Origin of the sequence: Delftia tsuruhatensis NBRC 16741, from assembly GCF_001571325.1 — a bacterium.
In the GTDB taxonomy this organism is placed as follows: domain Bacteria; phylum Pseudomonadota; class Gammaproteobacteria; order Burkholderiales; family Burkholderiaceae_C; genus Comamonas; species Comamonas tsuruhatensis.
Map to the genome: position 1 here is coordinate 138,037 of NZ_BCTO01000019.1, position 21,680 is coordinate 159,716.

Genomic DNA, 21,680 nt, shown 5'->3' on the forward strand with positions numbered 1-21,680 from the left:
GGGGGACAATTCCCGCATGAACCTGCACGCTGCCGCCGAAGGCCGGGCTCCGGCGACCTCCCCGCGCCTTCCCATCTCCTGGCAGGATGGCTTTGCCGCCCTGGGCCCCGACTTCTTCACCCATCTGCGCCCCACGCCGCTGCCCGAGCCGCACTGGATCGCCACCAGCACCGGCACTGCCGAGCTGCTGGGCCTGGACCCGCAATGGCTGGCCTCCGATGAGGCCCTGCAGGCGCTCACCGGCAATACCGTGCTGCCCGGCAGCCATCCGCTGGCCAGCGTCTACAGCGGCCACCAGTTCGGTGTCTGGGCCGGCCAGCTCGGCGACGGCCGTGCCATCTTGCTGGGCGAGACCGCCTCGGGCCAGGAAATCCAGCTCAAGGGCGCGGGCCGCACGCCCTACTCGCGCATGGGCGACGGACGCGCCGTGCTGCGTTCGTCCATCCGTGAATTCCTGTGCAGCGAAGCCATGCACGCCCTGGGCATTCCCACCACGCGCGCGCTGAGCGTGACCGGATCGCCCGCCCCCATTCGCCGCGAAGAGATCGAGACCGCCGCCGTGGTGGCGCGCGTGGCGCCCAGCTTCATACGCTTTGGCCACTTCGAGCACTTTGCGGCGCGCGACCAGATGGCGCCGCTGCGCCAGCTGGCCGACTACGTGATCGACCGCTACTACCCCGAATGCCGCACGGCCGAGGCACTGGCCGGCAACGCCTACGCCAACTTCCTGCAGGCCGTGAGTGAGCGCACGGCGCGGCTGCTGGCGCACTGGCAGGCGGTGGGCTTTTGCCATGGCGTGATGAACACGGACAACATGAGCATCCTGGGCCTGACCATCGACTACGGTCCCTTCCAGTTCCTCGACGCCTTCGACCCCGGCCATATCTGCAACCACAGCGACACCCAGGGCCGCTACGCCTTCAACCGCCAGCCCCAGGTCGCGTACTGGAACCTGTACTGCCTGGGCCAAGCCCTGCTGCCGCTGATCGGCGAAGAGGAGCTGACCATTGCGGCGCTGGAGTCGTACAAGCAGGTGTTTCCGCAGGCCTATGGCTCTCTCATGCTGCGCAAGCTGGGCCTGCCCGAAGATGCTCCCGGCACGCCGCCTGCCGAGGCGCGCTTTGCCGCCCTGGTGAACCCGCTGCTGCAGCTCATGGCCGACAACGCCGTGGACTACACCATCTTCTTCAGCCGCCTGACCGATGCCGTGGCCACTGCCGGCGGCACCGAGCCCGACCTGGCGCCCGTGCGCGACCTGGTGCTGGACCGGCCCGCCTTCGACGCCTGGGCGGCAGGCTACGTACGGCAGCTTGCGACCGTGGATGGCACGGCAGCGGCCGCGCTGATGCAAGAATCGAATCCGCGCTTCGTGCTGCGCAACCACCTGGGAGAAATCACCATCCGCGCAGCCAAGGCGGGCGACTTCACCGCGGTGCGCCAGCTGCTGGCCGTGCTGCAGACCCCGTTCGCACCCCACGCCGAGCATGCCGAATGGGCAGGCTTCCCGCCCGACTGGGCTTCCTCCATCGAGATCAGCTGTTCATCATGAGCTTTCCCATCCACAAGACCGAGCAGGAATGGCAGGCCGAGCTGCAGGCCAAGGGCGCCGAGCCCGCCGCCTTCCAGGTGACGCGCCACGCGGCCACCGAGCGCCCCTTCACAGGCCGCTATGAGCAGTTCTGGGCCGATGGCAGCTACCACTGCATCTGCTGCGGCGCCAAGCTGTTCGACTCCGATAGCAAGTTCGACGCCGGCTGCGGCTGGCCCAGCTTCGACCGCGCCATCCCAGGCGCTATCACCGAAATCGTGGACCGCAGCCATGGCATGGTGCGCACCGAGACTGTCTGCAGCCAGTGCGGCGCCCACCTCGGCCATGTGTTCCCCGATGGTCCCTCCGACACAGGGCTGCGCTACTGCATGAATTCCGCGTCGCTGGAATTCGAGCCGCCCAAGGCCTAGGCCCCAGGCCCGCAAAAACCCCAGCCGGCGCGGCCCTGCACCGATGCCGGGCCGCGCCGGCTGCGCCACAATGCGCCTGCCAAGCGCTCAGGCACCATGCCTGACTCCAAGCCCATCGAAATCTTCCAATGAAGTTACTGATCGACTTTTTCCCCATCATCCTGTTCTTCGTCGCCTTCAAGGTCTGGGGCATCTACACGGCCACGGCCGTGGCCATCGTCGCCACCATCGCGCAGATTGCCTATCTGCGCGTGCGCCATGGCAAGGTCGAGCCCATGCAATGGGTCAGCCTGGGCGTGATCGTGCTGTTCGGCGGCGCCACCTTGCTCGCCCACAACGACACCTTCATCAAGTGGAAACCCACGGTGCTGTACTGGCTCATGGGCGGCGCCCTGGTGATTGGCCAGCTGGTATTTCGCAAGAACCTGCTGCGCTCCGTCATGGGCGCGCAACTGCAACTGCCGGACAACGCCTGGCGCACCATGAACTGGAGCTGGGCAGCCTTCTTCGCGGTGATGGGCGCGCTCAACCTGGTCATCGCCTACCGCTTCGACACCGACACCTGGGTCAACTTCAAGCTGTTCGGCGGCATGGGGCTGATGCTGGTCTTCTTGATCGGACAGGCCATCTACATGAGCCGCTTCATGCAGGAAGACAAGGGCGAGGCAGCCGCCGCCACGCCCGACGCCCTGCCCCCGTCCGGCGTGCAACAGGACAAGCAGCCATGAGCGCACCCGCCCATCCACTGCCCATCACCGCCGAAGCCATGCAGGCCGTGCTGCGCGAGCGCCTCGCCCCCGATCACCTGGAAGTGATCGACGAAAGCCACCAGCACGCCGGCCATGTGGGAGCCAACGGCACCGGCTTCGGCACGCATTTCCGCGTGCGCATTGCGTCACCTTTGTTTCAAGGCAAGCCGCGCGTGGCACGCCACCGCCTTGTGTATGATGCGCTGCAAGAATTCATTGACCAGGGCGCTCACGCCATCGCCATCGAGGTTCTTTGAACTTTTACAGGCTCCGAAGATTCGGAGCCTGTTGCGTATCCACGCTATAGAATCAATTTTTCCTTCATCTCTGGAATTCGCATGAAAAAACAGCTTCTGACCAGCCTGGTGACTGCCGCCGTGCTGAGCACCGCAGCCCTGTCCGCCTCGGCCCAGAACATCGCCGTCGTCAACGGCAAGGCTGTGCCCAAGGCACGCGCCGAAGTGCTCAAGCAGCAGATCGAGCAAAGCGGCCGCCCCGTCACGCCCGAGATGGAAGGGCAGATCAAGGAAGAAGTCATCGCCCGCGAGATCTTCATGCAGGAAGCCAACAAGCGCGGCCTGGCCAACAGCGAAGCCTACAAGCAGCAGATGGAACTGGCCCGCCAGACCATCCTGATCCGCTCGCTGTTCGAAGACTTCCAGAAGAAGAACCCCGTGACCGACGCCGAAGCCAAGGCCGAGTACGACAAGGCCGTCGCTGCCAACAGCGGCAAGGAATACAAGGCCAGCCACATCCTGGTCGAGTCGGAAGACCGCGCCAAGGCCATCATTGCCGAGATCAAGGCCGGCAAGAAGTTCGAAGACATCGCCAAGAAGGAGTCCAAGGACCCCGGATCCGGCGCCCGTGGCGGTGACCTCGACTGGGCCAACCCCGGCAACTACGTGCCCGAGTTCTCCGAAGCCCTGATCAAGCTCGAAAAGGGCGGCATGACCCAGGAGCCGGTCAAGAGCCAGTTCGGCTACCACATCATCCGCCAGGACGACGTGCGCCAGGCAGAACTGCCCAAGTTCGAGGAAGTCAAGCCCCAGATCGTGCAGCAGCTGCAACAGCAAAAGCTGGCGCAATTCCAGGAATCGCTGCGCGAAAAGGCCAAGATCCAGTAAGATGCTTGCGTGTCGGCGGTTTTTGCCGTCGGCCTGACCATCACCAGCCCGCCTTGTGCGGGCTCTTTTTTTGCCCCAGGCAAGGTGGCCGCCAAAGAAAAAAGCTGCCCCTGGGGGCAGCCCGATTCAAGCCTGATTCATCCTGTCCCGGCGTCCAGGCGCCCACGGCACCGGAGACCAGGCCATCGTGCTTCTCAGAACTGGTAGAGCGCGGTCAATCTGACCGTGCGACCCTCTCCGTACTCCACGGCCGAAGAACGCGACTGCTCGCCCAGGCGCTGGCGCACGCCGGCCACATAGGCCTTGTTGCCGATGTTGTCGAGATTGAGCCTGAGCTTCCATTGCCGGTTGAGTTCATAGCCGACCATGGCGCTGTGCACCCAGTAAGCGGACAGCTTGCCGTCGCCGGCCGAGGTAACATTGCGCGTGCCCACGAAGCGCGCGCCATAGCCCACCGTCCAGCCCTGCGGCAGCGCATAGGTGGTCCACAGGTTCAGCGAATGGCGCGGCGTATTGCCCAGCGCCTGGCCCACACGCGCAGGCTCGTTCAATGACTTGAGGGTCTTGCTGGCCATGAAGGTGTAGTTGGCGAAGAGGTCCCATTGCGGAGTCACCTTGCCTGCAGCCCCGAGTTCCAGCCCGCGCACGCGCTGCTCACCGGCCAGCAGATAGCTGCCATCGGCCATCTGCTCTCGGGCATTGGTCTTGTCCACCTGGAACAGCGCGGCTGTCAGCGCCAGCTGGCGGTCCCGCACATCCCACTTGGTTCCCAGCTCCAGGCTGGTGTTCTTCTCGGGCGCCAGCGAGGCCGTGGCCGCATCCAGGCCGGAACCATTGGAGACCAGGAATTCCGCGGAGGGGTTGAAGGCCGTGCCATAGGCCAGGTAGATGCGGCCGTTGTCGGCGGGCTTGAAGCTCAGGGCCGTGCGGCCGCTGAGCTGGCCGTCGGAACTGTCCACCGAGGTGCGCACGCCAGCGGCCGTTGTGGCGTTGGAGCGCCCGTCGATCCAGTCATAGCGCAGGCCCAGGTTCAGATCCCAGCGCGGACCCAGCGCAATGGAGTCGGTGGCATACAGCGCGCGGGTGTCCAGGCGGGTTTCGTTCCTTCCGCTGTTTTGCAAGTCCGTGGTGCCCGTCCAGTATCCGGGCGGGCGGGCCAGCGGATAGCCGCCGGCCGGGAACTGCCGGTTGATGTTGTAGGAAGAGGTGGTGCGGTCATAGGTCTCGCGCGCGATCTCGAAGCCTGTGACCAGCGTATGCTCCAGCACGCCTGTGTCGAAGCGCTGGGTCAGGTTGGTCTGGTTGATCCACAGGGTGGTGGCCGCATCGCGGCCATAGGCCTGCGGACCTGCGGGCCGGTAGTAGCCAGGCTGCATGCCCCGGAGATCGACATGCGAGGCCGAGATCACGGTATCGCGGCTCAGCCGCGAGTAGCGCGAGAGGTTCTGCAGCTTGGCGCCCGAGGCGAAGTCATGCTCGATCTTCGCGGTCAGGGCATCCTGGCCGATCTTTTCCCGATCAAGGTTGCGCCAGCCGAAATAGGCATTGCGCGAGACGCCATCGAGCATCTTGCCGCGAAAGGCCGGCACGCCATAGTCGGGAAGATTGTCATCGCTCTGATGGAAGAAGCCGAGGGTCAGGCGCGTGGGCGAACTCAGCCCCAGGGCCAGCGAGGGCGCCACGCCCCAGCGCCGCTTGAAGATGGCATTGCGCCCCGCCACGTCGCTGTCATGGCCCATGAGGTTCAGGCGCATGGCAGCCTTGCCGCCAGCCAGCACCCTGTTGGCGTCGAGCGTGACGCGCCGGTAGCTGGCCGTGCCCAGGCCAGCGTCGGCCTCGGTGAAGTCATGGGCCTTGGGCTGCTTGCTGATCATGTTGATGCTGCCGCCCGAGGTGCCCGCGCCGCCGAAGACCGAGTTGGGTCCCTTGATGACCTCGACGGATTGCGTGTTGAAGAGATCGCTTCGGCTCTTCTGCCCGCTGTCGCGCAGCCCGTCGACCTGCAGGTTGGCGTTGGCGCTGAAGCCGCGGATGTTGATGCTGTCGCCCGAGCCTGCACCGCCCTCGCCCGCATTGAAGGTAATGCCGGACACATTGGACAGCGCCTGCTGCAGGCTCAGGGCGTTTTGCTCCTGCAGCACCTGCCCGGGCACCACGGTGATGGTCTGCGGCACATCCAGCAGCGGCTTGGCGTATTTGGCCGATTCGGATGCCTCGGTGCGCGAGCCGGTGGAGCGCTGCCCGGAGACGGTCAAGGGCGCCAACTGCACCTGACGCTCATCGGCAGTGGCGTCCTGCGCATAAGCGGGCGTGACCAGCGCCGCAGCGAACACCGAAAAAAGGCACGACTGGGGGCCGGAGACGAAGGGTCGAGATAGCAAATGTGCTGTGCGCATGGCAAAGATCCACGTTGAAAATGGGAATCATTTGCAACGCAGCCTTTCCAAAGCAATCAGACCCGTCTGAATCTGGCGCATCACCCCTGGTTTCAGGCGTTTTCGCTTGCGCCGATCAGCGCGCTCCAGCCTCCTGCAGCAGGCGCTCCACCTCATGCTGGCTGCGCTGTCGGGCGTGGACGACGGCGGTCACGCCATCCTTGTCGGGCAGATTGAGATCGGCCCTGGCCGCGATCAGCTGGCGGACGATGTCCTGGTAGCGCGGGCCTCCGTCGCCCAGCAAAACGGCTTCGAGCAGGCAGGTCCAGCCCAGCCGGTTCACATGGTCGGCCCGTACACCGGCGGCCAGCAGGGCCTGCACGGTATCGACATGGCCGCGCTCGCAGGCCGGGATCAGCGCCGTGCCGCCGTAGCGGTTGGTGCTTTGCAGATCGGCGCCGTACGACAGCGTCATGCGCAGTATCTCCAGGCGGCCCAGGGCACCGGCCAGCAGATAGGCACTGTCCTGCAGGTCATTCTTGAGATTGGGGTTGGCCCCATGGACCAGCAGCGAGCGCGCGACCTCGACATGGTTGCCGCGCACGGCCAGCAGCAGCGGCGTATTGCCCTGCCGGTCACGCACATCGACAGGTGCGCCGCGCTTGAGCCAGTCGCGTACCTGCAGCGCTTCGCCGGCCTGGGCGGCCGCCAGCAGCGCGGGACCGAATTCTGGGCGATTCACCGCACCCTCCTGCGCCCTGGCCGCATCGCGGCCCTCGGCGGCTGTGGCCACAGCCTGCGCCTCCTGCGCCTGCGTCTCTGGTCCCTGCGCATCCGCCAGTCCCGCGGCAAGACAGGCCGTCAGGATTGCAGCGTGCCGGACATGGGCGCCGGATCGGGAAACAGCATGGTGCATACAAGCCCTCCTGGAAAACACGGTTGTGCGGCAAGCGTAAGGCAAGCTTGCCCGGTTGCGCATGAAGCCGGGGCGTCGCACGTCAGTTTCATTCAGGAACTATAGCTACATCGCCTGATCCCACGCGCTTTCCCCGGGCTCGCGCCGGAAAGTCTTCGCGCGCCAGCCTTTCTCAAACGAAAGGAGACCTGTTCCCGTGTCTTGCAACAAAAGCCGTGCCGCCCGCTGGCTGGCCACAGCCGCCACCGCCCTCGCCGTCCTCACCACCACCCTGGCCCCGGCCGCCGCCCATGCGCGCGAGTTCGTCAGCGTCAAGGGATCCAGCGTCAATGTGCGGCAGCAGCCCACCACGCGCTCGGCCACGCTGTGGGAACTGGGCAAGGGCTATCCGCTGCAGGTGGTGCAGCGCAAGGGCCAGTGGCTGCGCGTCAGGGACAACGAGAGCACGCTGGGCTGGGTGCATGCGCCGCTGACCGGCAAGACCCCGCACATGGTGGTGACCGGGCGCACCGCCAATCTGCGCGCAGGCCCGGGCCAGAAACACCGCGTGGTGGGCAAGCTGGCTGAGCTGGAGGTGGTGCGCACGCTCAAGAAGCAGGGCTCCTGGGCCCATGTCCAGCGCGACAACGGCCAAAAGGGCTGGGTGGCGCGCAGCCTGACCTGGGGCTGGTGACCTGGGCTGATTACCTGGACGTCTGGCTGGACGTTCAGCCGTTGACCACGACCTGCGCGCGCGGCGCATAGCCGTGGTTCAGCGGACCGTGGCCGGCGCCCGTGAACACATCGGCACCGGCCGCAATCGCGCCCAGGATGTACTCGCGCGCCTGGGCCACGGCCGTCTCCAGCGGCAGGCCCAGCGCCAGGTGCGAGGCAATCGCCGAAGACAGCGTGCAGCCCGTGCCGTGCCCGTTGTGCGTGGCAATGCGCTGCGACTGCAGGCGCAGCCGCTGGCCGTTGCCATGGCCCAGCAGGTCCACCACCAGATCGCCGGACAGATGCCCGCCCTTGAGCAATGCGGCCCGCGCGCCCAGCGCCAGGAGTTCCTGCACGGCGCCGTCCAGTGCGTCTATGCCATCAATGGAGTGGCCCAGCAGCAGCGCTGCCTCGTCCAGATTGGGCGTGACCACGGTGGCCAGGGGGAACAGTTCGCGCACCAGCACGGAGGCGGTTTCCGGGGCAATCAGCCGGTCGCCGCTGGTGGCCACCATCACGGGGTCGAGCACCACGTTGCGCAGCTGGTGGCGGCGGATGGCATCGGCCACCACCTGCACCACCTCGGGCGTGGCCAGCATGCCGATCTTGACGGCGTCGGCGCCGATGTCCTCGACCACCGCATCGATCTGGCCGCGCAGTATGTCCACGGGAATGCCGTGGATGCCGCTGACGCCCAGCGTGTTCTGCACGGTGATGGCCGTGATGGCCGTCATGCCGTAGCAGCCCAGGGCGCTGCAGGTCTTGAGGTCGGCCTGTATGCCGGCGCCGCCGCCGCTGTCGGAGCCCGCGATGATGAGCACGCGGGCATAGCGCTTGCGCGCGGCGGGAGCCGGTTCGGTGGATGCGGCGGTCGAAGGGGAGTGGTCGGCAGTCATGGGCGAAAATTATCACCCATGCGCATGGTCAATACCGGCAGCTGCGGGATGTGCTGTAATGCCTGCTGACGGACGAAACAGGGGTGTCCCGTCGGTGAAACAGGGCCTGGCCCGCCTCGCCGATGCGTGACTGAGAAACACCCTGGGGCCCCGGGGCGACCAGCCCCCTGCCGCACAAGCCTGCACCACAGGCACCTTGCCGCGCAGCGCCCCTGCACCCGATCCAGGTCATGCTGGCGTGGGGAGTTTCAATCAATCGGGGTGGTACGCCGCGTTTTGTCCAGCACATGCCCTGTGCGCGGACAGCCGGCCGGCAGTCCCACGGGCATGGGCGCACTTGACCACCAGATGCACATGTCCGTTCTACAAGCTTCTTCCCGCATCGCCATTCTGGGCGGCGGCCTCATGGGCCGGCTGCTGGCATTGGTGCTGGCCCGTCGCGGCCACGGCATCGCCGTATACGACGCCCACGGCCCCGAAGGCGATGGCGCAGCGGCCCGCGTGGCCGCCGCCATGCTCGCGCCCCTGGCCGAATCGGCCATCACCGAGCCCGGCGTGGTGCGCATGGGCCAGCACGGCCTGACGCGCTGGCCCGAACTGCTGGCCCAGCTCGATGCGCCCGTGTTCTTCCAGCAAAACGGCACCCTCATCCTCTGGCACCGCCAGGACGCGGGCGATGCCCAGCGCTTTTTCGGCCTGCTGGAGAAAAACCGCCGCATCAACCCCAGCCTTCCCGCGCTGCAGCCGCTGGCCGACCAGGCCCTGCACGACTGCGAGCCCGCGCTTGAGCGGCGATTTGCCCAGGCCATGTACCTGCAGGGCGAAGGCCAGCTCGACAACCGCCAGCTGCTGGCCGCGCTCCACGCCACGCTGACCCGCCTGGGCGTGGAGCAGCACTGGAACCAGCCGCGCGAGCTGGCCGACTTCCGTCCCGGCACGCCGGGCCAGCCCGACTGGGTGCTGGACTGCCGGGGCCTGGGCGCACGCGGCCAGTGGCCTGCGCTGCGCGGCGTGCGCGGCGAGGTGGTTCGCATCCACGCGCCCGAGGTCACGCTGCAGCGGCCCACGCGCCTGATCCATCCGCGCTACCCGATCTACATTGCGCCCAAGGAGGACCACCTCTTCGTCATCGGCGCCACCGAGATCGAGTCCGACGACATGTCGCCGGCCAGCGTGCGCTCCACGCTGGAGCTGCTGAGCGCCGCCTACACCGTGCATCCGGGTTTTGCCGAGGGCCGCATCGTCGAGATCGCCACCCAGTGCCGCCCCACCCTGCCCGACAATCTGCCGGCCGTGCGCTGGAGCGCGCCGCGCGTGATGGAGGTCAACGGCCTGTACCGCCATGGCTTCATGATCGCGCCGGCCATGCTGGACGTGGTGCTGGAGCTGCTCGACGGCGGTGATTCCGAACTGGCCCGCCGCTTCGATGTTGCCGTCGAGCATGCGCCATCGCAGCACAAGGCAGCCGCCTGAACGGCACGCACGGCACTTTCACGCACAACAGACCGGACATGCATGCAGGGCCGACAAGACCGGCCCTGCCTAAGATCGAACAAGCCCCCGTACCCGCCTTTCGTTTCCCCTCAGCCGCCATGAACATCACCATCAACCAGCAAGCGACCGAACTGAGCGACGGAGCCACCGTGGCCGACGCGCTGGCCCAGCTTGCGCCGCGCCCGCCCTTTGCCGTGGCCATCAACACCGTCTTCGTGCCCAAGGCCCGCTATGCCGAGCAGGCACTGAACGACGGCGACCGCCTCGAAGTGATCTCGCCGGTGACCGGCGGCTGATGCCCCATCCGACTCTCCCATTGCCTCACGCCATGACGACTTCCGCCCCTTCCTCCGACGACAGCCTGGTCCTGTACGGCCAGCGCTTTGACAGCCGCCTGCTGCTGGGCACCTCCCGCTACCCCTCGCCCGCCGTGCTGGAAGCTGCCGTGCAGCGTGCCCGCCCGGCCATGGTCACGGCCTCGCTGCGCCGCCAGGGCAGCAATGCCGCCGAGACCGGTGCCAGCTTCTGGGAATTGCTCAAGAAGCTGGCCGTGCCCGTGCTGCCCAACACGGCCGGCTGCATGACCGTGCAGGAAGCCGTGACCACGGCCCAGATGGCACGCGAAGTCTTCGAGACCCCCTGGATCAAGCTGGAGCTGATCGGCGACGACTACACCCTGCAGCCCGACACGCTGAACCTGGTCGAGGCCGCCTCCATCCTCATCAAGGACGGCTTCCAGGTCCTGCCCTACACCACCGAGGACCTGGTGCTGTGCCAGCGCCTGGTGGATGTGGGCTGCCAGGCCGTCATGCCCTGGGCGGCGCCCATCGGCACGGGCCGCGGCCCCGTCAACCCCTATGCCATGCAGACACTGCGCGAGCGCCTGAAGGTGCCTCTGATCGTGGATGCGGGCCTGGGCCGCCCCTCGCACGCCTGCCAGGTCATGGAGTGGGGCTATGACGCCGTGCTGCTGAACACGGCCGTGGCCTTGTCCGAAGATCCCGTCGCCATGGCCGGCGCCTTTGCCGACGCCGTGAACGCCGGCCACGCCGCCCACCGCGCCGGCGCCATGGCCGAGCAATCGGCCGCCCAGCCCAGCACGCCCGTGCTGGGCACGCCGTTCTGGCACCACGGCTGAGGAGACCGGCCATGAGCAACGACTCCATCCAATCCTGGGCAGATGCCATCGTGCGCCTGCACGGCGCCACCTTTGCCCCTGAAGGCTCCGCCCTGCCCTCGCAGCCCGTGCCGCAGGCACAGCGCCAGGAGCCGGCCTATCTTGCGGCGCTGCAGGCCTGCAGCGCCCTGGGTTTCATCGCCATCGACGCCGAGACGCTGGCCTGCGCCTGGCAAGCGCAGACGCTGCGCAGGGGCCGCTTCGAGGCCACGCTATGGCCCGACGATCCGCGCGACTTCGGCCTGGAGGGCGCCGATCCCGCACTGGCCTTCCCGGAGTGCCCAAGGTCCCTGGGCCTTTACGGCGTGCTGCCCGATGCGCAATGGGTGGGCCGCATGGCCCGCGCCGGTGTGCCCACCGTGCAGCTGCGCTTCAAGTCCGAGGACCGCGACGCCATCGCGCGCGAAGTGCGCGCCGCCGTGGCCGCCGTGGAAGGCACGGGCGCCCTGCTCTTCATCAACGACCACTGGCGCGAGGCCATCGATGCCGGCGCCTATGGCGTGCATGTGGGCCAGGAGGACCTGGACGCGCTGGCCGGCGCCGACCTGCAGGCCATCCACGCCTCGGGCCTGCGCCTGGGCGTGAGCACGCATGGCTACGCCGAAATGGTGCGCGCCCATGCCGTGCAGCCCAGCTACATCGCGCTGGGCGCCGTCTTTCCCACCACGCTCAAGAAAATGGCCACGGCTCCGCAGGGCCTGGCGCGCCTGGGCGCCTATGTGCGCCTGATGCAGCGCTATCCGCTGGTGGCCATCGGCGGCATCTCGGCCGACCAGTTCCCGGCCGTGCGCGCCACTGGCGTGGGCTCGGTGGCCGTGGTGCGGGCACTGGTCAATGCCGAGGACCCGGAAGCGGCGGCGCAGCAGTTGCTTGCCAGCATGCAGGCTGCGAACTGAGCCTTTGCGGGACCACACATCAAAAAAGGGAGCATCTGCTCCCTTTTTTGCATGTGCACCTGGCTCAGTCCTTGGACGGCTCCTTGCCGTCACCCTGCGGCGACGGAGCCTGTGGCGTGGTCCGAAAGGCCGGGTCGGTCTCGCGCGACAGCAGCATGTCCACCGAGCGGCTCAAGGGCTCGTCCAGGCCGCGGTGATCGCGAAGGGTTTCGGGCGGTTGCAGTTCCCAGTTCTCCAGCGCCAGATCCATGCTCAGCGGCGCCTTGAGATTGTGCTCGCTGAAGCCCACGGGGCCTGAGCCGGGCGCCGACAGCACCACGGGCGGAAAGCGCGAAGGCACGTCCACCGTGGGCAGTTCATCCTCGCCCAGCGCGGTGAGGTCTATGTCCAGCAGCGGTGCCGCCGCATCGTGGATGAAGGACGGCGTCTCGCTCAGCGGAACGGCACGCACCTGGCCGGCAGGCAGCTGGCCTGCCTGATCCAGGTCGAAGTCCAGCGGCTGCATTTCGAACTGCAGCGGCGCGGACAGGGAGTCCGGCGCGCGGCTGTCGGCAGCCTTCTCACCGGCTGTACCGGAGACCATGGACAGCGCCTGCGTGTCCATGGGCGTGAACTCCAGGCCCGGATCCTGCGGCGACAGGGAAGAGGCAGCCTGCTGCGGTGCGGCCTCTACCGGAGGCGGTTGCAGCTCGGCCATCCAATCCACATCCATGAAGGCGGCAGCGGCGGCCGGTGCGGGAGCGGGTTCCGCGGCCGATGCGAGGACGGCTGCGCCGGCCGTGGCTGCGCCGGCTGCGGCCGTGCCCGCCACCATGCGCGGCGTGGTGCGCTCGCGCGGGGCGGGCTCGCCGCGCGTTCCGGCGGGCGAGGTGCGCGCGATGGACAGCAACAGCAGCAGGTCATCGAAAGCGGCCAGGTCGAAGGGGGCTGGCGCATCGGGGTCGGGTGCACCGTCCTGCTTGAACAGGTAGTGCGCCAGGCAGTCCTCGACTTCGTCCACAGGCCACAGCGCCTCGATGCGTGCCAGCTGCTCGGGATAGCCCTGCAGCAGGCTGCTGCCTTTGTCGGTGAAGCCCGGCATGGCCGGCACGCGGGCGTTGAAATGCTTGGCAAAGCGGGCGCGCAGCTGGTCGAAGTCGTCTCGGCGGCTCAGCGTGTAGTACAGGTGCAGCAGCTCCAGATAGGCCAGCGGCGAGGAATCCTCATGCGTGGCGATGTGCGAGCGCAGCAGCTCGATGGCCTGCTGGTGCTCGCCCACCGAGATGAAGAATTCCGCCTGCTGCTGCACGTCGAACATTTCGCCGGGCTGCACCATGCGCCGGGCCTTGATGGCCTCGGGCGCAGGCGAGCGCGCTGCGGTCTTCTCGCCCTCCGGCTCGGGCAGCTCGGCCTGCACGGACACAGGCACGGGAATGGTGGCCGGGCCGAAATCGCCGGGGTCCACGTCCTCATGCAGCTCGTACGTCACGCCAGGGCGCATCTGCGCGCCGCGCTGCACATAGGGCGAGGCCAGGGTATCCGGGCCACGGCGATCATCCGGCGACGGCGCAGGCCGGTGTTCACGCAGGCTGGGTGCCATGGGCCGCGTGGGCCGATGGGGGTCCAGGGAATGCGGCAGGGTGTTGATCCCGTCATCGTGCGAATGCGGCGGGCTCGACGGCACGGGGTCCTGCGACGAACGCTCCACCGATTCCCGCCAGGCATCCGGCTCGCGCGAGAACAGCGAGGCGCCCGAGCGCATTTTCCAGGCCATCCATGCGATCACGGCCACGGCGGCGATCAGCGCCAGCAGCAGCGCATTGAACAGCCACGACGAGCCGCCCGACTCCTGGCGCATGGCCTCCAGTTCGGCCCGTAGCTGGGCCAGTTGCCCACGGTCGGCGGTGTCGCGCTTCTTGAAGGCCGCCATCTCGGCCTCCAGCGCCTGCACGCGCTTGTTGGCCTCGGCCAGCTGCTCGCTGCCCGCATCGAACATGGGAGCCGCAGATGCGGCGGCGCCCTCGGGTGTCCCGGGTGTCCCGGCTGCGCCAGCGGCGCCCGGGGTGCCGCCCGTGCCCAGCCATTCCTCCACCGGCTCCATGCGCAGGCGCGGTTCTATGCGCAGGCCCGCCTGCAACTGCCCGGCCTGGGCCTGGGCGGTCACGCCCACGGGCGGCCTCGATTTCTCGGCCGCCGCCTTGGGTTTGGCCTGGGGCCTTGGCTGTGCCTTTGGCTTGGACTGGGGTTTCGGTTCCTTGGCAACGGGCACCGCTGCGGGCCTGGAATCGGCCCGGGCGCTGCGGCCAGCGGCCGGGCGGGAGGAAGTCGAAGATGGATCGGAAGCGGCACCCGCTGCCCCCGCTGCACCTGCAGCACCGGAGCCCGCGGCCGCCAGCGCCGGCTGGGCTGCCGCCAGCTCCCGCACATTGATGGGCTGATTGCCCGTGGCATCCACCGACTCGGGCAGCTGCGCCAGCAGCGTGTAGCTGCGGCTGATGCCGCCGCCTTCGCAGCCGGCCCAGAGCTTGAGCGTCACCACGGGCTCGTCCACCGTGTAGCTGGCCTGCACACGAACGGCCTTGCCCGATGTGGTCGGGCTGACGCGCACACGCGAGGATTCGATGGGCCTGTCACCGGCCAGCAGCTCGGCGCGCACGCAGGAGCTGCCGGCGTCATTTCCGCTATCGGGCTGCAAGCCCACCACCAGGTCGAACGGAGCGCCCAGCACCACGTTGCCCCGGGGACTGCCCAACGACAATGCGGACGCGTTCCAGGCCATGGAGGACAGGGCGACGCCGAGAATGGTGCTACAAATTCTCACATCAGCCTTTCTTTGAACGCTTGCATTTTTGCATAGACACCTGTAGGACACCTCCTCTATGTACATGATCCAAAACAACATTTCTCCTATCAGGAACGTCGGATTGATAGGCGCAGGCATCATGGGGCAAGGCATTGCCCAGCTGGCCGCCCAGGCAGGCGCCGGCGTGCTGCTGCAGGACGCTCGCCCGGGCGCTGCCGCGCAAGCGCAGCAACAGCTGTTTGCGCTGTGGGACCTGCTTGAGAAGAAACAAAAAATAACAAGTGAGCAGGCCGCAGATTGCAAGGCCCGGGTGACGGTGGCGGACGGTCTCGATGCGTTCAGGAACTGCGACCTGGTGATCGAGGCCATCGTCGAGCGCATGGATGCCAAGCAGGCGCTGCTGCGCGAGCTGGAGGCCATCGTTGCGCCCGGGACCCTCATCGCCAGCAATACCTCGGCCCTGTCCATCACCACGCTGGCCACGGCGCTCGAGCACCCGCAGCGCTTTGCCGGCTTTCACTTCTTCAACCCGGCGCCGCTGATGAAGGTGGTGGAGATCGTGCGCGGCCTGGCCACGGACGAGGCCACCTGCGCCACGCTGGCGCAGTTCGCGCGCAGCTTCGGCCACACGCCCGTGCGTGCGCAGGACACGCCGGGCTTCCTGGTCAACCACCTGGGCCGCGGCTATGTGACCGAGGCGCTGCGCATCGTGCAGGAAGGCATTGCCGACTTCGCCACCATCGACCGCATCCTGCGCGAGCAGGTGGGATTCAAGCTCGGCCCGTTCGAGCTGATGGATCTCACCGGCCTGGATGTCACCCATGCCGTGATGGAGCACATCTACCACCAGTACTACCAGGAGCCGCGCTACCGCCCCAGCCCCATTGCCGCGCAGCGCGTGGCGGCCGGCCTGCTGGGGCGCAAGACCGGCCAGGGCTTTTACCGCTATGCCGAAGGCCGCGCCGAGCAGCCTGCCGAGCCTGCCGTGCCGCAGGTGCAGACGCTGCCACCGGTCTGGGTGTCGGCACGCGCGGCCCGGCGCAACGAGATCTACCAGTTGCTCAAGAGCCTGGGCGCGCGCATTGAAACCGCGCAGGCACCGACCGAGCAGGCCTTGATCCTGGTGGCGCCGCTGGGCCTGGACGTGACCACGGTGGCTGCCGTGGAGCGGCTGGACTGCACGCGCACCATGGGCATCGACATGCTGATCGCCGACGCCGACACGCGCCGCCGCGTGCTGGCCACCACGCCGGCCACGCGCACCGACATGTGCGACGCCGCCCATGCGCTTTTTGCGAGCGACGGCAAGGCCGTGAGCGTGATCCGCGACAGCGGCGGCTTCGTCACGCAGCGCGTGGTGGGCTCCATCGTCAACATCGCCAGCGACATCTGCCAGCAGGGCATCGGCAGCCCGGCCGACCTGGAAAAGGCCGTGACCCTGGGCCTGGGCTATCCCATGGGCCCGCTGGCCATGGGCGACCGCTGGGGGCCCACCAACATGCTGGAGGTCCTGTTCAACCTGCAGACCGTCTACGGCGATCCGCGCTACCGCCCCAGCCCCTGGCTGCGCCGCCGTGGCGCGCTGGGGCTGAGCCTCACGCACGAGGAGCCATAAGCCCTGCAAAGCCGGCGACCCGATGCACGACGGGTCGCCTTTTTTTTCGCCGCCCTGCCCCGTTTTCGGCAGGCCCAGACACCGAAGTGACAGGCCCGCCGGCGGCATGCTGCGCCGCGGCGGTCCCACACGCGACAATGTGACCGTCATCAGTCACGCAAAAGACAGGCCATGGACGACCCGATTCTTACCATCGAAGAACGTGAAGCGATCAATTCCGGTCGCTGGTTTTCATCACTTTCTCCATCGCTTCGGCACGACATTCTTCGATGCGCTTACGTCAAACGGTTCAAAGATGGCACGCTCATCTGCGCACGCGGAGAACCGCCCGAGGAATGGATCGCCTGCGCCCGGGGTGCGGTGCGCGTAAGCTCGACCTCGATCACGGGCAAGCAGATCACGCTGGACTACGTGGAGCCGGGCATCTGGTTCGGCGACGTGGCCATCCTGGACGGGGACAAGCGCACGCACGATGCCTATGCGCATGGCGAGACCACGCTGCTGTGCGTGTCCAAGACCGACTTCAAGAAAATCCTGTCCATGCATGTGGAGTTCTCGGAAGCCATGCTGCGCCTGCATGCACGGCGCATCCGCCAGCTCTACGGCCTGGTCGAGGACCTCAACACCCTGCCGCTGCGCGCGCGCCTGGCCAAGCAGCTGCTGCACCTGGTGCGCAGCTATGGCGTGACCAGCCTGTCGGATGGCAGCGAGATCCGCATCGGCCTGCACCTGGCGCAGGAGGAACTGGCCCAGTTGCTGGGCGCCTCGCGCCAGCGCGTGAACCAGGAACTCAAGGCCATGGAACGCGAGAACGCCATCCGCATCGAGCCGGGCGGCCTGGTGGTCTGCGACCGCGACACACTGCTGCGCATCGCCGCGCCCGACGCCTGAACCTGCGCGGCCCGCGCCGCGCCCCCTCCCCTTTTCTTGCACCGACCGGACGTTCGCGCCGGCCGGTGCCTTGCCGCGCCCGTGCTGCGCGGCTGTTCCCGTTTGTTGAACCGATTCTCGAACCGATCACAGGACTGACTGCCCCATGAGCACTTTCGACCATTTCGTAGGCACACGCGCCGTCTCCGACCAGCACGCATTCGACGTGCCCGCGCTCACCGCCTGGATGCAGGGCCATGTGCAGGGCTTTGCCGGCCCGCTGCAGGTGGAGATGTTCAAGGGCGGCCAGTCCAACCCCACCTACAAGCTGATCACCCCGGGACGCAGCTACGTGATGCGCTCCAAGCCCGGCCCCGTGGCCAAGCTGCTGCCCTCGGCCCATGCCATCGAGCGCGAGTTCCGCGTGATGAAGGGCCTGGCCGGCACCGACGTGCCCGTGCCCCACATGTATGCGCTGTGCGAGGACGAGTCCATCATCGGCCGCGCCTTCTACATCATGGAGTGCATGGAAGGCCGCGTGCTCTGGGACCAGTCCCTGCCCGGCATGGAGCCGGCCCAGCGCGCCGCCATCTACGACGAGATGAACCGCGTGATCTCGGCCCTGCACACCGTGGACTTCGCGGCCCAGGGCCTGGCCGACTACGGCAAGAGCGGCAACTACTTCGAGCGCCAGATCGGCCGCTGGAGCAAGCAGTACGTGGCCTCGGTCACCCAGCCCATCCCCGAGATGGACCAGCTCATGCAGTGGCTGCCCGCCCACATGCCGGCCAGCGCGCTGGATGCCTCGCGCGTGTCCATCGTGCACGGCGACTTCCGCCTGGACAACCTCATGTTCCACCCCACCGAGCCGCGCGTCATCGCCGTGCTGGACTGGGAGCTGTCCACCCTGGGCCACCCGCTGGCCGACTTCAGCTACCACTGCATGAGCTGGCACATCCCCGCCACGCTGGGCCGGGGCATCGCAGGCAAGGACCTGGCGGCCCTGGGCATTCCGGACGAAGAGGAATACATCCGCCGCTACTGCGAGCGCACGGGCCTCAAGGACGTGGACACGCTGCGCGCCGACTGGAACTTCTACATGGCCTACAACATGTTCCGCATCGCGGCCATCCTGCAGGGCATTGCCAAGCGCGTGGAGGCCGGCACGGCCTCCAGCGCCCAGGCCAAGGCCTCGGGCGACACGGCCCGGCCCATGGCCGAGCTGGCCTGGTCCTTCGCCCAGCGCAGCTGAGCCATCCAGACCAGCCCCCAACACTCACCGATCACCCCGTTTCCACCACAAGCGACAAGCCAAGAGAAGGAGCGCATCCATGGACTTTGAATATTCGCCCAAGACCAAGGACCTGCAGGAACGCCTGCTGAAGTTCATGGACGAGCACATCTATCCCGGCGAAAAGGACTATGCCGCCGAGATGGAAGCCAACACCGCCGCAGGCAAGCGCTGGACGCCGCTGCAGACCATCGAGAAGCTCAAGGTCAAGGCCCGGGAGCAAGGCCTGTGGAACCTGTTCCTGCCCGTGGACAGCGCCGAGGCCGCAGGCTACAAGGGCGGCGGCCTGACCAACCAGGAATACGCGCCGCTGGCCGAGATCATGGGCCGCGTGCCATGGTCCAGCGAGGTGTTCAACTGCTCTGCGCCCGACACCGGCAACATGGAGACCATTGCGCGCTACGGCAGCACCGAACTCAAGGAGCGCTGGCTCAAGCCGCTGCTGGACGGCAAGATCCGCTCGGCCTTCGCCATGACCGAGCCCGAGGTGGCCTCCTCCGACGCCACCAACATCTGCACCCGCATCGAGCGCCAGGGCGACGAGTACGTGATCAACGGCCACAAGTGGTGGATCTCGGGTGCCGGCGATCCGCGCTGCCAGGTCTTCATCACCATGGGCAAGACCGACCCTGATGCGCCCAAGCACTCGCAGCAAAGCATGATCATCGTGCCCGGCGACGCGCCCGGCATCCGCATCGTGCGCCCGCTCAACGTCATGGGCTATGACGACGCGCCGCACGGCCACATGGAGATGTACTTCGAGAACGTGCGCGTGCCCGTGGGCAACATCCTGCTGGGCGAGGGCCGTGGCTTCGAGATCGCCCAGGGCCGCCTTGGCCCCGGCCGCATCCACCACTGCATGCGCCTGATCGGCCTGGCCGAGCGCGCGCTGGAGCTGATGTGCAAGCGCGCCAGCTCGCGCATCGCCTTCGGCAAGAGCGTGGCCCAGCAGACCGTGACGCAGGAACGCATCGCCGAGGCACGCTGCCGCATCGACATGGCGCGCCTGCTCACGCTCAAGGCCGCCTGGCTGATGGACATCGCCGGCAACAAGGTGGCACGCAGCGAGATCGCCATGATCAAGGTCGTGGCCCCCAGCATGGCCTGCCAGGTCATCGACTGGGCCATGCAGGTGCACGGCGGCGGCGGCATGAGCGACGACTTCCCGCTGGCCAGCGCCTACGCCCACGCGCGCACGCTGCGCTTTGCCGACGGCCCGGACGAGGTGCACCGCAACGCCATCGCCAAGTGGGAGCTGGGCAAGTACGGCGCCTACGGCAAGGATGCCGGCGTGCCCATCACGCGCGGCAGCTGAGCAGGCTTCAAGCCTGAGGCCTCAGGCCGCACACCCGGCAGGACCGGGTGGCGGCCCTGGCCCTTCCCTCTCAGCCAGGTGGCAATGCCCCCTGGCTTTTTTGTGCCTGTCTTTCCGGCATTTCAGCGCCCATGGCAGGCGCCTCCCACCCCCCGCCCAGCGCCCGGTACAGCGCCACGCGCGCCTGCAGCTGCAGCAGGCGCTGCAGCACGGCATCGTCCTGGGCCGCGTACAGCGTGGTCTGGGCCTGCAGCAGGGACAGCAGGCTTTCCGCCCCGGCCTTGTAGCGCAGCTCGGCCAGCGACACGGCCTGGCGGGCCTGGGCCAGCACCTCGGCCTGGGCCTCGGCCTGGGCCTTGAGGCCGTGGACGGCGTTGAGCGCCAGGTCCACATCGCCATAGGCCGCGACGATGGACTTGTAATAGCCGGCCAGCAGCTCCTCGCGCCGGGCCTGGGCGCCATCGCGCTCGGCCGCCAGCCGACCGCCATCGAAGATGGGGCCGGCGAGGCCGGCCAGCAGCGAATAGACCGGCTCGCGCAGCCAGTCGCTGGCGCGGCCCGCGCTGGTGCCCGCGCTGCCCGTGAGGGTCAGCCGGGGCCACAGCGCCGCACGGGCGGCCTGCAGGTTGGCGCTGGCGGCGGTCAGTTGCGCCTCAGCACTGGCAATGTCAGGGCGGCGCTGCAGCAGCTGCGTGGGCAGGCCTGGGCCGATCTCGGGCAGCTGCAGGGCTTGCAGCGAATCCGTGGCCAGCGCGGGGCGCCGGGCCTGGCCCAGCAGCACGGCCAGCGTGGCATCGGCATCCTCGCCCTGGCGGCGCAGCGTGGCCAGGGCCTGGCGCTGGCTGGCCACCAGGCCGCGCTGCTGGGCCAACTCCAGCTGGGTGGCGGCGCCTGCGCGCGCACGGGACTCCACCAGGCCCAGCAGCCGCTCGGCATTGGCCACGTTGCGCGCCGCAATGGCCTGGCGCTCGCGCAGCGCCACGGCCTGCAGCCAGCCATGGGCCACCTGGGCGGTGACCGTGAGGCGCACCGTGTCCTGGTCAAACCGGCTGGCCTGCCAGGCCGCCGCCGCCGCATCGCGCGTGGCGCGGTTGCGGCCCCAGAAGTCCACCTCATACGAGGCCGTCAGCGCGGCGCCGTAGACGCTGGCCTGCCCGCCCGCCACCTGTGCATGGTTCATGCGCTGGGCGCGCAGCTCGCCATTGAGCGAGGGCAGCAGCGCCGCGCCCGCCTGGCGCGTGGCCGCCTCGGCCTGGCGCACGCGGGCCATGGCGGCAGCCATGTCCAGGCTCTGGTCCTGGGCGGCCTGCACCATGCCGCCCAGCTCCGCGCTGCCAAAGGCCTGCCACCACTGCGGTGAAACAGAGGCAGGGACGGCTTCGCCCTGCTGCTTCCACGAAGCGGCCAGCGCAGGCGCTGTCCTGTCCGGCACCGTCTGCTGCGCGGCGCAGCCGCCCAGGGCAAGCAGCGCGAGAGCGATGCAGCCCAGGCTCGCATTTCCCAGCGTCTTGTCGTTCATGTCTTTCAT

At 67.9% G+C, this 21,680-nt stretch carries 19 protein-coding genes; 14 read left to right on the forward strand and 5 right to left on the reverse strand.

What is annotated here, in order from left to right:
• Window positions 1-16: 16 nt before the first annotated feature.
• The 5 genes from DTS01S_RS08575 (at window position 17) to DTS01S_RS08595 (ending at window position 3,832) form a co-directional block, all read left to right on the forward strand.
• Entirely contained in the window at window positions 17-1,549 is a 1,533-nt protein-coding gene (locus tag DTS01S_RS08575; RefSeq protein WP_061287577.1) for a protein adenylyltransferase SelO, read from the forward strand.
• Window positions 1,546-1,959 (forward strand): peptide-methionine (R)-S-oxide reductase MsrB, encoded by a 414-nt coding sequence (gene msrB / locus DTS01S_RS08580; RefSeq protein ID WP_034363982.1) that lies wholly within the window; start codon window positions 1,546-1,548, stop codon window positions 1,957-1,959. Before DTS01S_RS08575 ends, msrB begins: the two co-directional genes overlap by 4 nt.
• Before the next feature lie 128 nt (window positions 1,960-2,087).
• Window positions 2,088-2,687 (forward strand): septation protein A, encoded by a 600-nt coding sequence (locus DTS01S_RS08585; protein WP_061287578.1) that lies wholly within the window; start codon window positions 2,088-2,090, stop codon window positions 2,685-2,687.
• Window positions 2,684-2,965 carry a BolA family protein gene (locus DTS01S_RS08590; RefSeq protein ID WP_013802780.1) on the forward strand — a complete coding sequence of 94 codons (282 nt, stop codon included), beginning with the start codon at window positions 2,684-2,686 and terminating at the stop codon, window positions 2,963-2,965. Before DTS01S_RS08585 ends, DTS01S_RS08590 begins: the two co-directional genes overlap by 4 nt.
• 81 nt (window positions 2,966-3,046) lie before the next feature.
• Window positions 3,047-3,832: a foldase protein PrsA gene (locus DTS01S_RS08595; RefSeq protein WP_016446742.1), complete on the forward strand. Its 786-nt coding sequence runs from the start codon at window positions 3,047-3,049 to the stop codon at window positions 3,830-3,832.
• 194 nt (window positions 3,833-4,026) lie between these two features.
• Here DTS01S_RS08595 and DTS01S_RS08600 read toward each other — a convergent pair whose 3' ends face one another.
• Both DTS01S_RS08600 and DTS01S_RS08605 read right to left on the reverse strand, forming a co-directional pair.
• Window positions 4,027-6,228, reverse strand: a complete 2,202-nt coding sequence (locus DTS01S_RS08600) for a TonB-dependent receptor (RefSeq protein WP_061287579.1) — start codon at window positions 6,226-6,228, stop codon at window positions 4,027-4,029.
• A 115-nt stretch (window positions 6,229-6,343) separates the two neighbouring features.
• Window positions 6,344-7,123: an ankyrin repeat domain-containing protein gene (locus tag DTS01S_RS08605; RefSeq protein ID WP_047327611.1), complete on the reverse strand. Its 780-nt coding sequence runs from the start codon at window positions 7,121-7,123 to the stop codon at window positions 6,344-6,346.
• Window positions 7,124-7,319: 196 nt separating this feature from the next.
• Between DTS01S_RS08605 and DTS01S_RS08610 the strand changes: the two genes are divergently transcribed.
• Entirely contained in the window at window positions 7,320-7,796 is a 477-nt protein-coding gene (locus tag DTS01S_RS08610) for an SH3 domain-containing protein (protein WP_061287580.1), read from the forward strand.
• A 34-nt stretch (window positions 7,797-7,830) separates the two neighbouring features.
• On the opposite strand, the gene thiD is transcribed toward DTS01S_RS08610, so the two are convergent.
• On the reverse strand, window positions 7,831-8,712 hold the full coding sequence (gene thiD, locus DTS01S_RS08615) for a bifunctional hydroxymethylpyrimidine kinase/phosphomethylpyrimidine kinase (protein ID WP_061287581.1): 882 nt from the start codon (window positions 8,710-8,712) through the stop codon (window positions 7,831-7,833).
• Between the two features lie 354 nt (window positions 8,713-9,066).
• Here thiD and DTS01S_RS08620 point away from each other — a divergent pair, with 354 nt between their 5' ends.
• The 4 genes from DTS01S_RS08620 (at window position 9,067) to thiE (ending at window position 12,279) form a co-directional block, all read left to right on the forward strand.
• On the forward strand, window positions 9,067-10,185 hold the full coding sequence (locus DTS01S_RS08620) for an FAD-dependent oxidoreductase (RefSeq protein ID WP_074931706.1): 1,119 nt from the start codon (window positions 9,067-9,069) through the stop codon (window positions 10,183-10,185).
• A 119-nt stretch (window positions 10,186-10,304) separates the two neighbouring features.
• Complete coding sequence (thiS, locus tag DTS01S_RS08625) at window positions 10,305-10,502, forward strand: sulfur carrier protein ThiS (protein WP_012205130.1); 198 nt, start codon at window positions 10,305-10,307, stop codon at window positions 10,500-10,502.
• Window positions 10,503-10,534: 32 nt separating this feature from the next.
• Window positions 10,535-11,344 carry a thiazole synthase gene (locus DTS01S_RS08630; RefSeq protein ID WP_016452920.1) on the forward strand — a complete coding sequence of 270 codons (810 nt, stop codon included), beginning with the start codon at window positions 10,535-10,537 and terminating at the stop codon, window positions 11,342-11,344.
• A gap of 11 nt (window positions 11,345-11,355) precedes the next feature.
• Window positions 11,356-12,279, forward strand: coding sequence for a thiamine phosphate synthase (thiE, locus tag DTS01S_RS08635; protein WP_043791457.1), 924 nt, complete (start codon window positions 11,356-11,358; stop codon window positions 12,277-12,279).
• 64 nt (window positions 12,280-12,343) lie between these two features.
• On the opposite strand, the gene DTS01S_RS08640 is transcribed toward thiE, so the two are convergent.
• Window positions 12,344-15,016 carry a type IV pilus assembly protein FimV gene (locus tag DTS01S_RS08640; protein WP_254787918.1) on the reverse strand — a complete coding sequence of 891 codons (2,673 nt, stop codon included), beginning with the start codon at window positions 15,014-15,016 and terminating at the stop codon, window positions 12,344-12,346.
• Between the two features lie 121 nt (window positions 15,017-15,137).
• Between DTS01S_RS08640 and DTS01S_RS08645 the strand changes: the two genes are divergently transcribed.
• The 4 genes from DTS01S_RS08645 to DTS01S_RS08660 all read left to right on the forward strand — a co-directional run bounded on the left by DTS01S_RS08645 (window position 15,138) and on the right by DTS01S_RS08660 (window position 20,152).
• A complete protein-coding gene (locus tag DTS01S_RS08645) occupies window positions 15,138-16,676 on the forward strand; it encodes a 3-hydroxyacyl-CoA dehydrogenase (RefSeq protein ID WP_061287583.1) in 1,539 nt (512 codons plus the stop codon).
• Window positions 16,677-16,847: 171 nt separating this feature from the next.
• A complete protein-coding gene (locus DTS01S_RS08650; protein ID WP_012205125.1) occupies window positions 16,848-17,567 on the forward strand; it encodes a Crp/Fnr family transcriptional regulator in 720 nt (239 codons plus the stop codon).
• 145 nt (window positions 17,568-17,712) lie between these two features.
• Window positions 17,713-18,798 (forward strand): phosphotransferase, encoded by a 1,086-nt coding sequence (locus DTS01S_RS08655; protein WP_061287584.1) that lies wholly within the window; start codon window positions 17,713-17,715, stop codon window positions 18,796-18,798.
• 79 nt (window positions 18,799-18,877) lie between these two features.
• Window positions 18,878-20,152: an acyl-CoA dehydrogenase family protein gene (locus tag DTS01S_RS08660; RefSeq protein WP_016446718.1), complete on the forward strand. Its 1,275-nt coding sequence runs from the start codon at window positions 18,878-18,880 to the stop codon at window positions 20,150-20,152.
• Between the two features lie 70 nt (window positions 20,153-20,222).
• On the opposite strand, the gene DTS01S_RS08665 is transcribed toward DTS01S_RS08660, so the two are convergent.
• Entirely contained in the window at window positions 20,223-21,680 is a 1,458-nt protein-coding gene (locus DTS01S_RS08665; RefSeq protein WP_061287585.1) for an efflux transporter outer membrane subunit, read from the reverse strand.

Excerpts from the sequence above, each read along its gene's own strand:
- thiD (WP_061287581.1), bottom strand. The coding sequence starts at position 8,712 with ATGACTGCCGACCACTCCCCTTCGACCGCCGCATCCACCGAACCGGCT.
- msrB (WP_034363982.1), top strand. The coding sequence starts at position 1,546 with ATGAGCTTTCCCATCCACAAGACCGAGCAGGAATGGCAGGCCGAGCTG.
- DTS01S_RS08600 (WP_061287579.1), bottom strand. The coding sequence starts at position 6,228 with ATGCGCACAGCACATTTGCTATCTCGACCCTTCGTCTCCGGCCCCCAG.
- DTS01S_RS08645 (WP_061287583.1), top strand. The coding sequence starts at position 15,138 with ATGTACATGATCCAAAACAACATTTCTCCTATCAGGAACGTCGGATTG.
- DTS01S_RS08665 (WP_061287585.1), bottom strand. The coding sequence starts at position 21,680 with ATGAAAGACATGAACGACAAGACGCTGGGAAATGCGAGCCTGGGCTGC.
- DTS01S_RS08660 (WP_016446718.1), top strand. The coding sequence starts at position 18,878 with ATGGACTTTGAATATTCGCCCAAGACCAAGGACCTGCAGGAACGCCTG.
- DTS01S_RS08605 (WP_047327611.1), bottom strand. The coding sequence starts at position 7,123 with ATGCACCATGCTGTTTCCCGATCCGGCGCCCATGTCCGGCACGCTGCA.
- DTS01S_RS08595 (WP_016446742.1), top strand. The coding sequence starts at position 3,047 with ATGAAAAAACAGCTTCTGACCAGCCTGGTGACTGCCGCCGTGCTGAGC.
- DTS01S_RS08620 (WP_074931706.1), top strand. The coding sequence starts at position 9,067 with ATGTCCGTTCTACAAGCTTCTTCCCGCATCGCCATTCTGGGCGGCGGC.
- DTS01S_RS08630 (WP_016452920.1), top strand. The coding sequence starts at position 10,535 with ATGACGACTTCCGCCCCTTCCTCCGACGACAGCCTGGTCCTGTACGGC.
- DTS01S_RS08655 (WP_061287584.1), top strand. The coding sequence starts at position 17,713 with ATGAGCACTTTCGACCATTTCGTAGGCACACGCGCCGTCTCCGACCAG.
- DTS01S_RS08575 (WP_061287577.1), top strand. The coding sequence starts at position 17 with ATGAACCTGCACGCTGCCGCCGAAGGCCGGGCTCCGGCGACCTCCCCG.
- DTS01S_RS08650 (WP_012205125.1), top strand. The coding sequence starts at position 16,848 with ATGGACGACCCGATTCTTACCATCGAAGAACGTGAAGCGATCAATTCC.
- thiE (WP_043791457.1), top strand. The coding sequence starts at position 11,356 with ATGAGCAACGACTCCATCCAATCCTGGGCAGATGCCATCGTGCGCCTG.
- DTS01S_RS08590 (WP_013802780.1), top strand. The coding sequence starts at position 2,684 with ATGAGCGCACCCGCCCATCCACTGCCCATCACCGCCGAAGCCATGCAG.
- thiS (WP_012205130.1), top strand. The coding sequence starts at position 10,305 with ATGAACATCACCATCAACCAGCAAGCGACCGAACTGAGCGACGGAGCC.
- DTS01S_RS08585 (WP_061287578.1), top strand. The coding sequence starts at position 2,088 with ATGAAGTTACTGATCGACTTTTTCCCCATCATCCTGTTCTTCGTCGCC.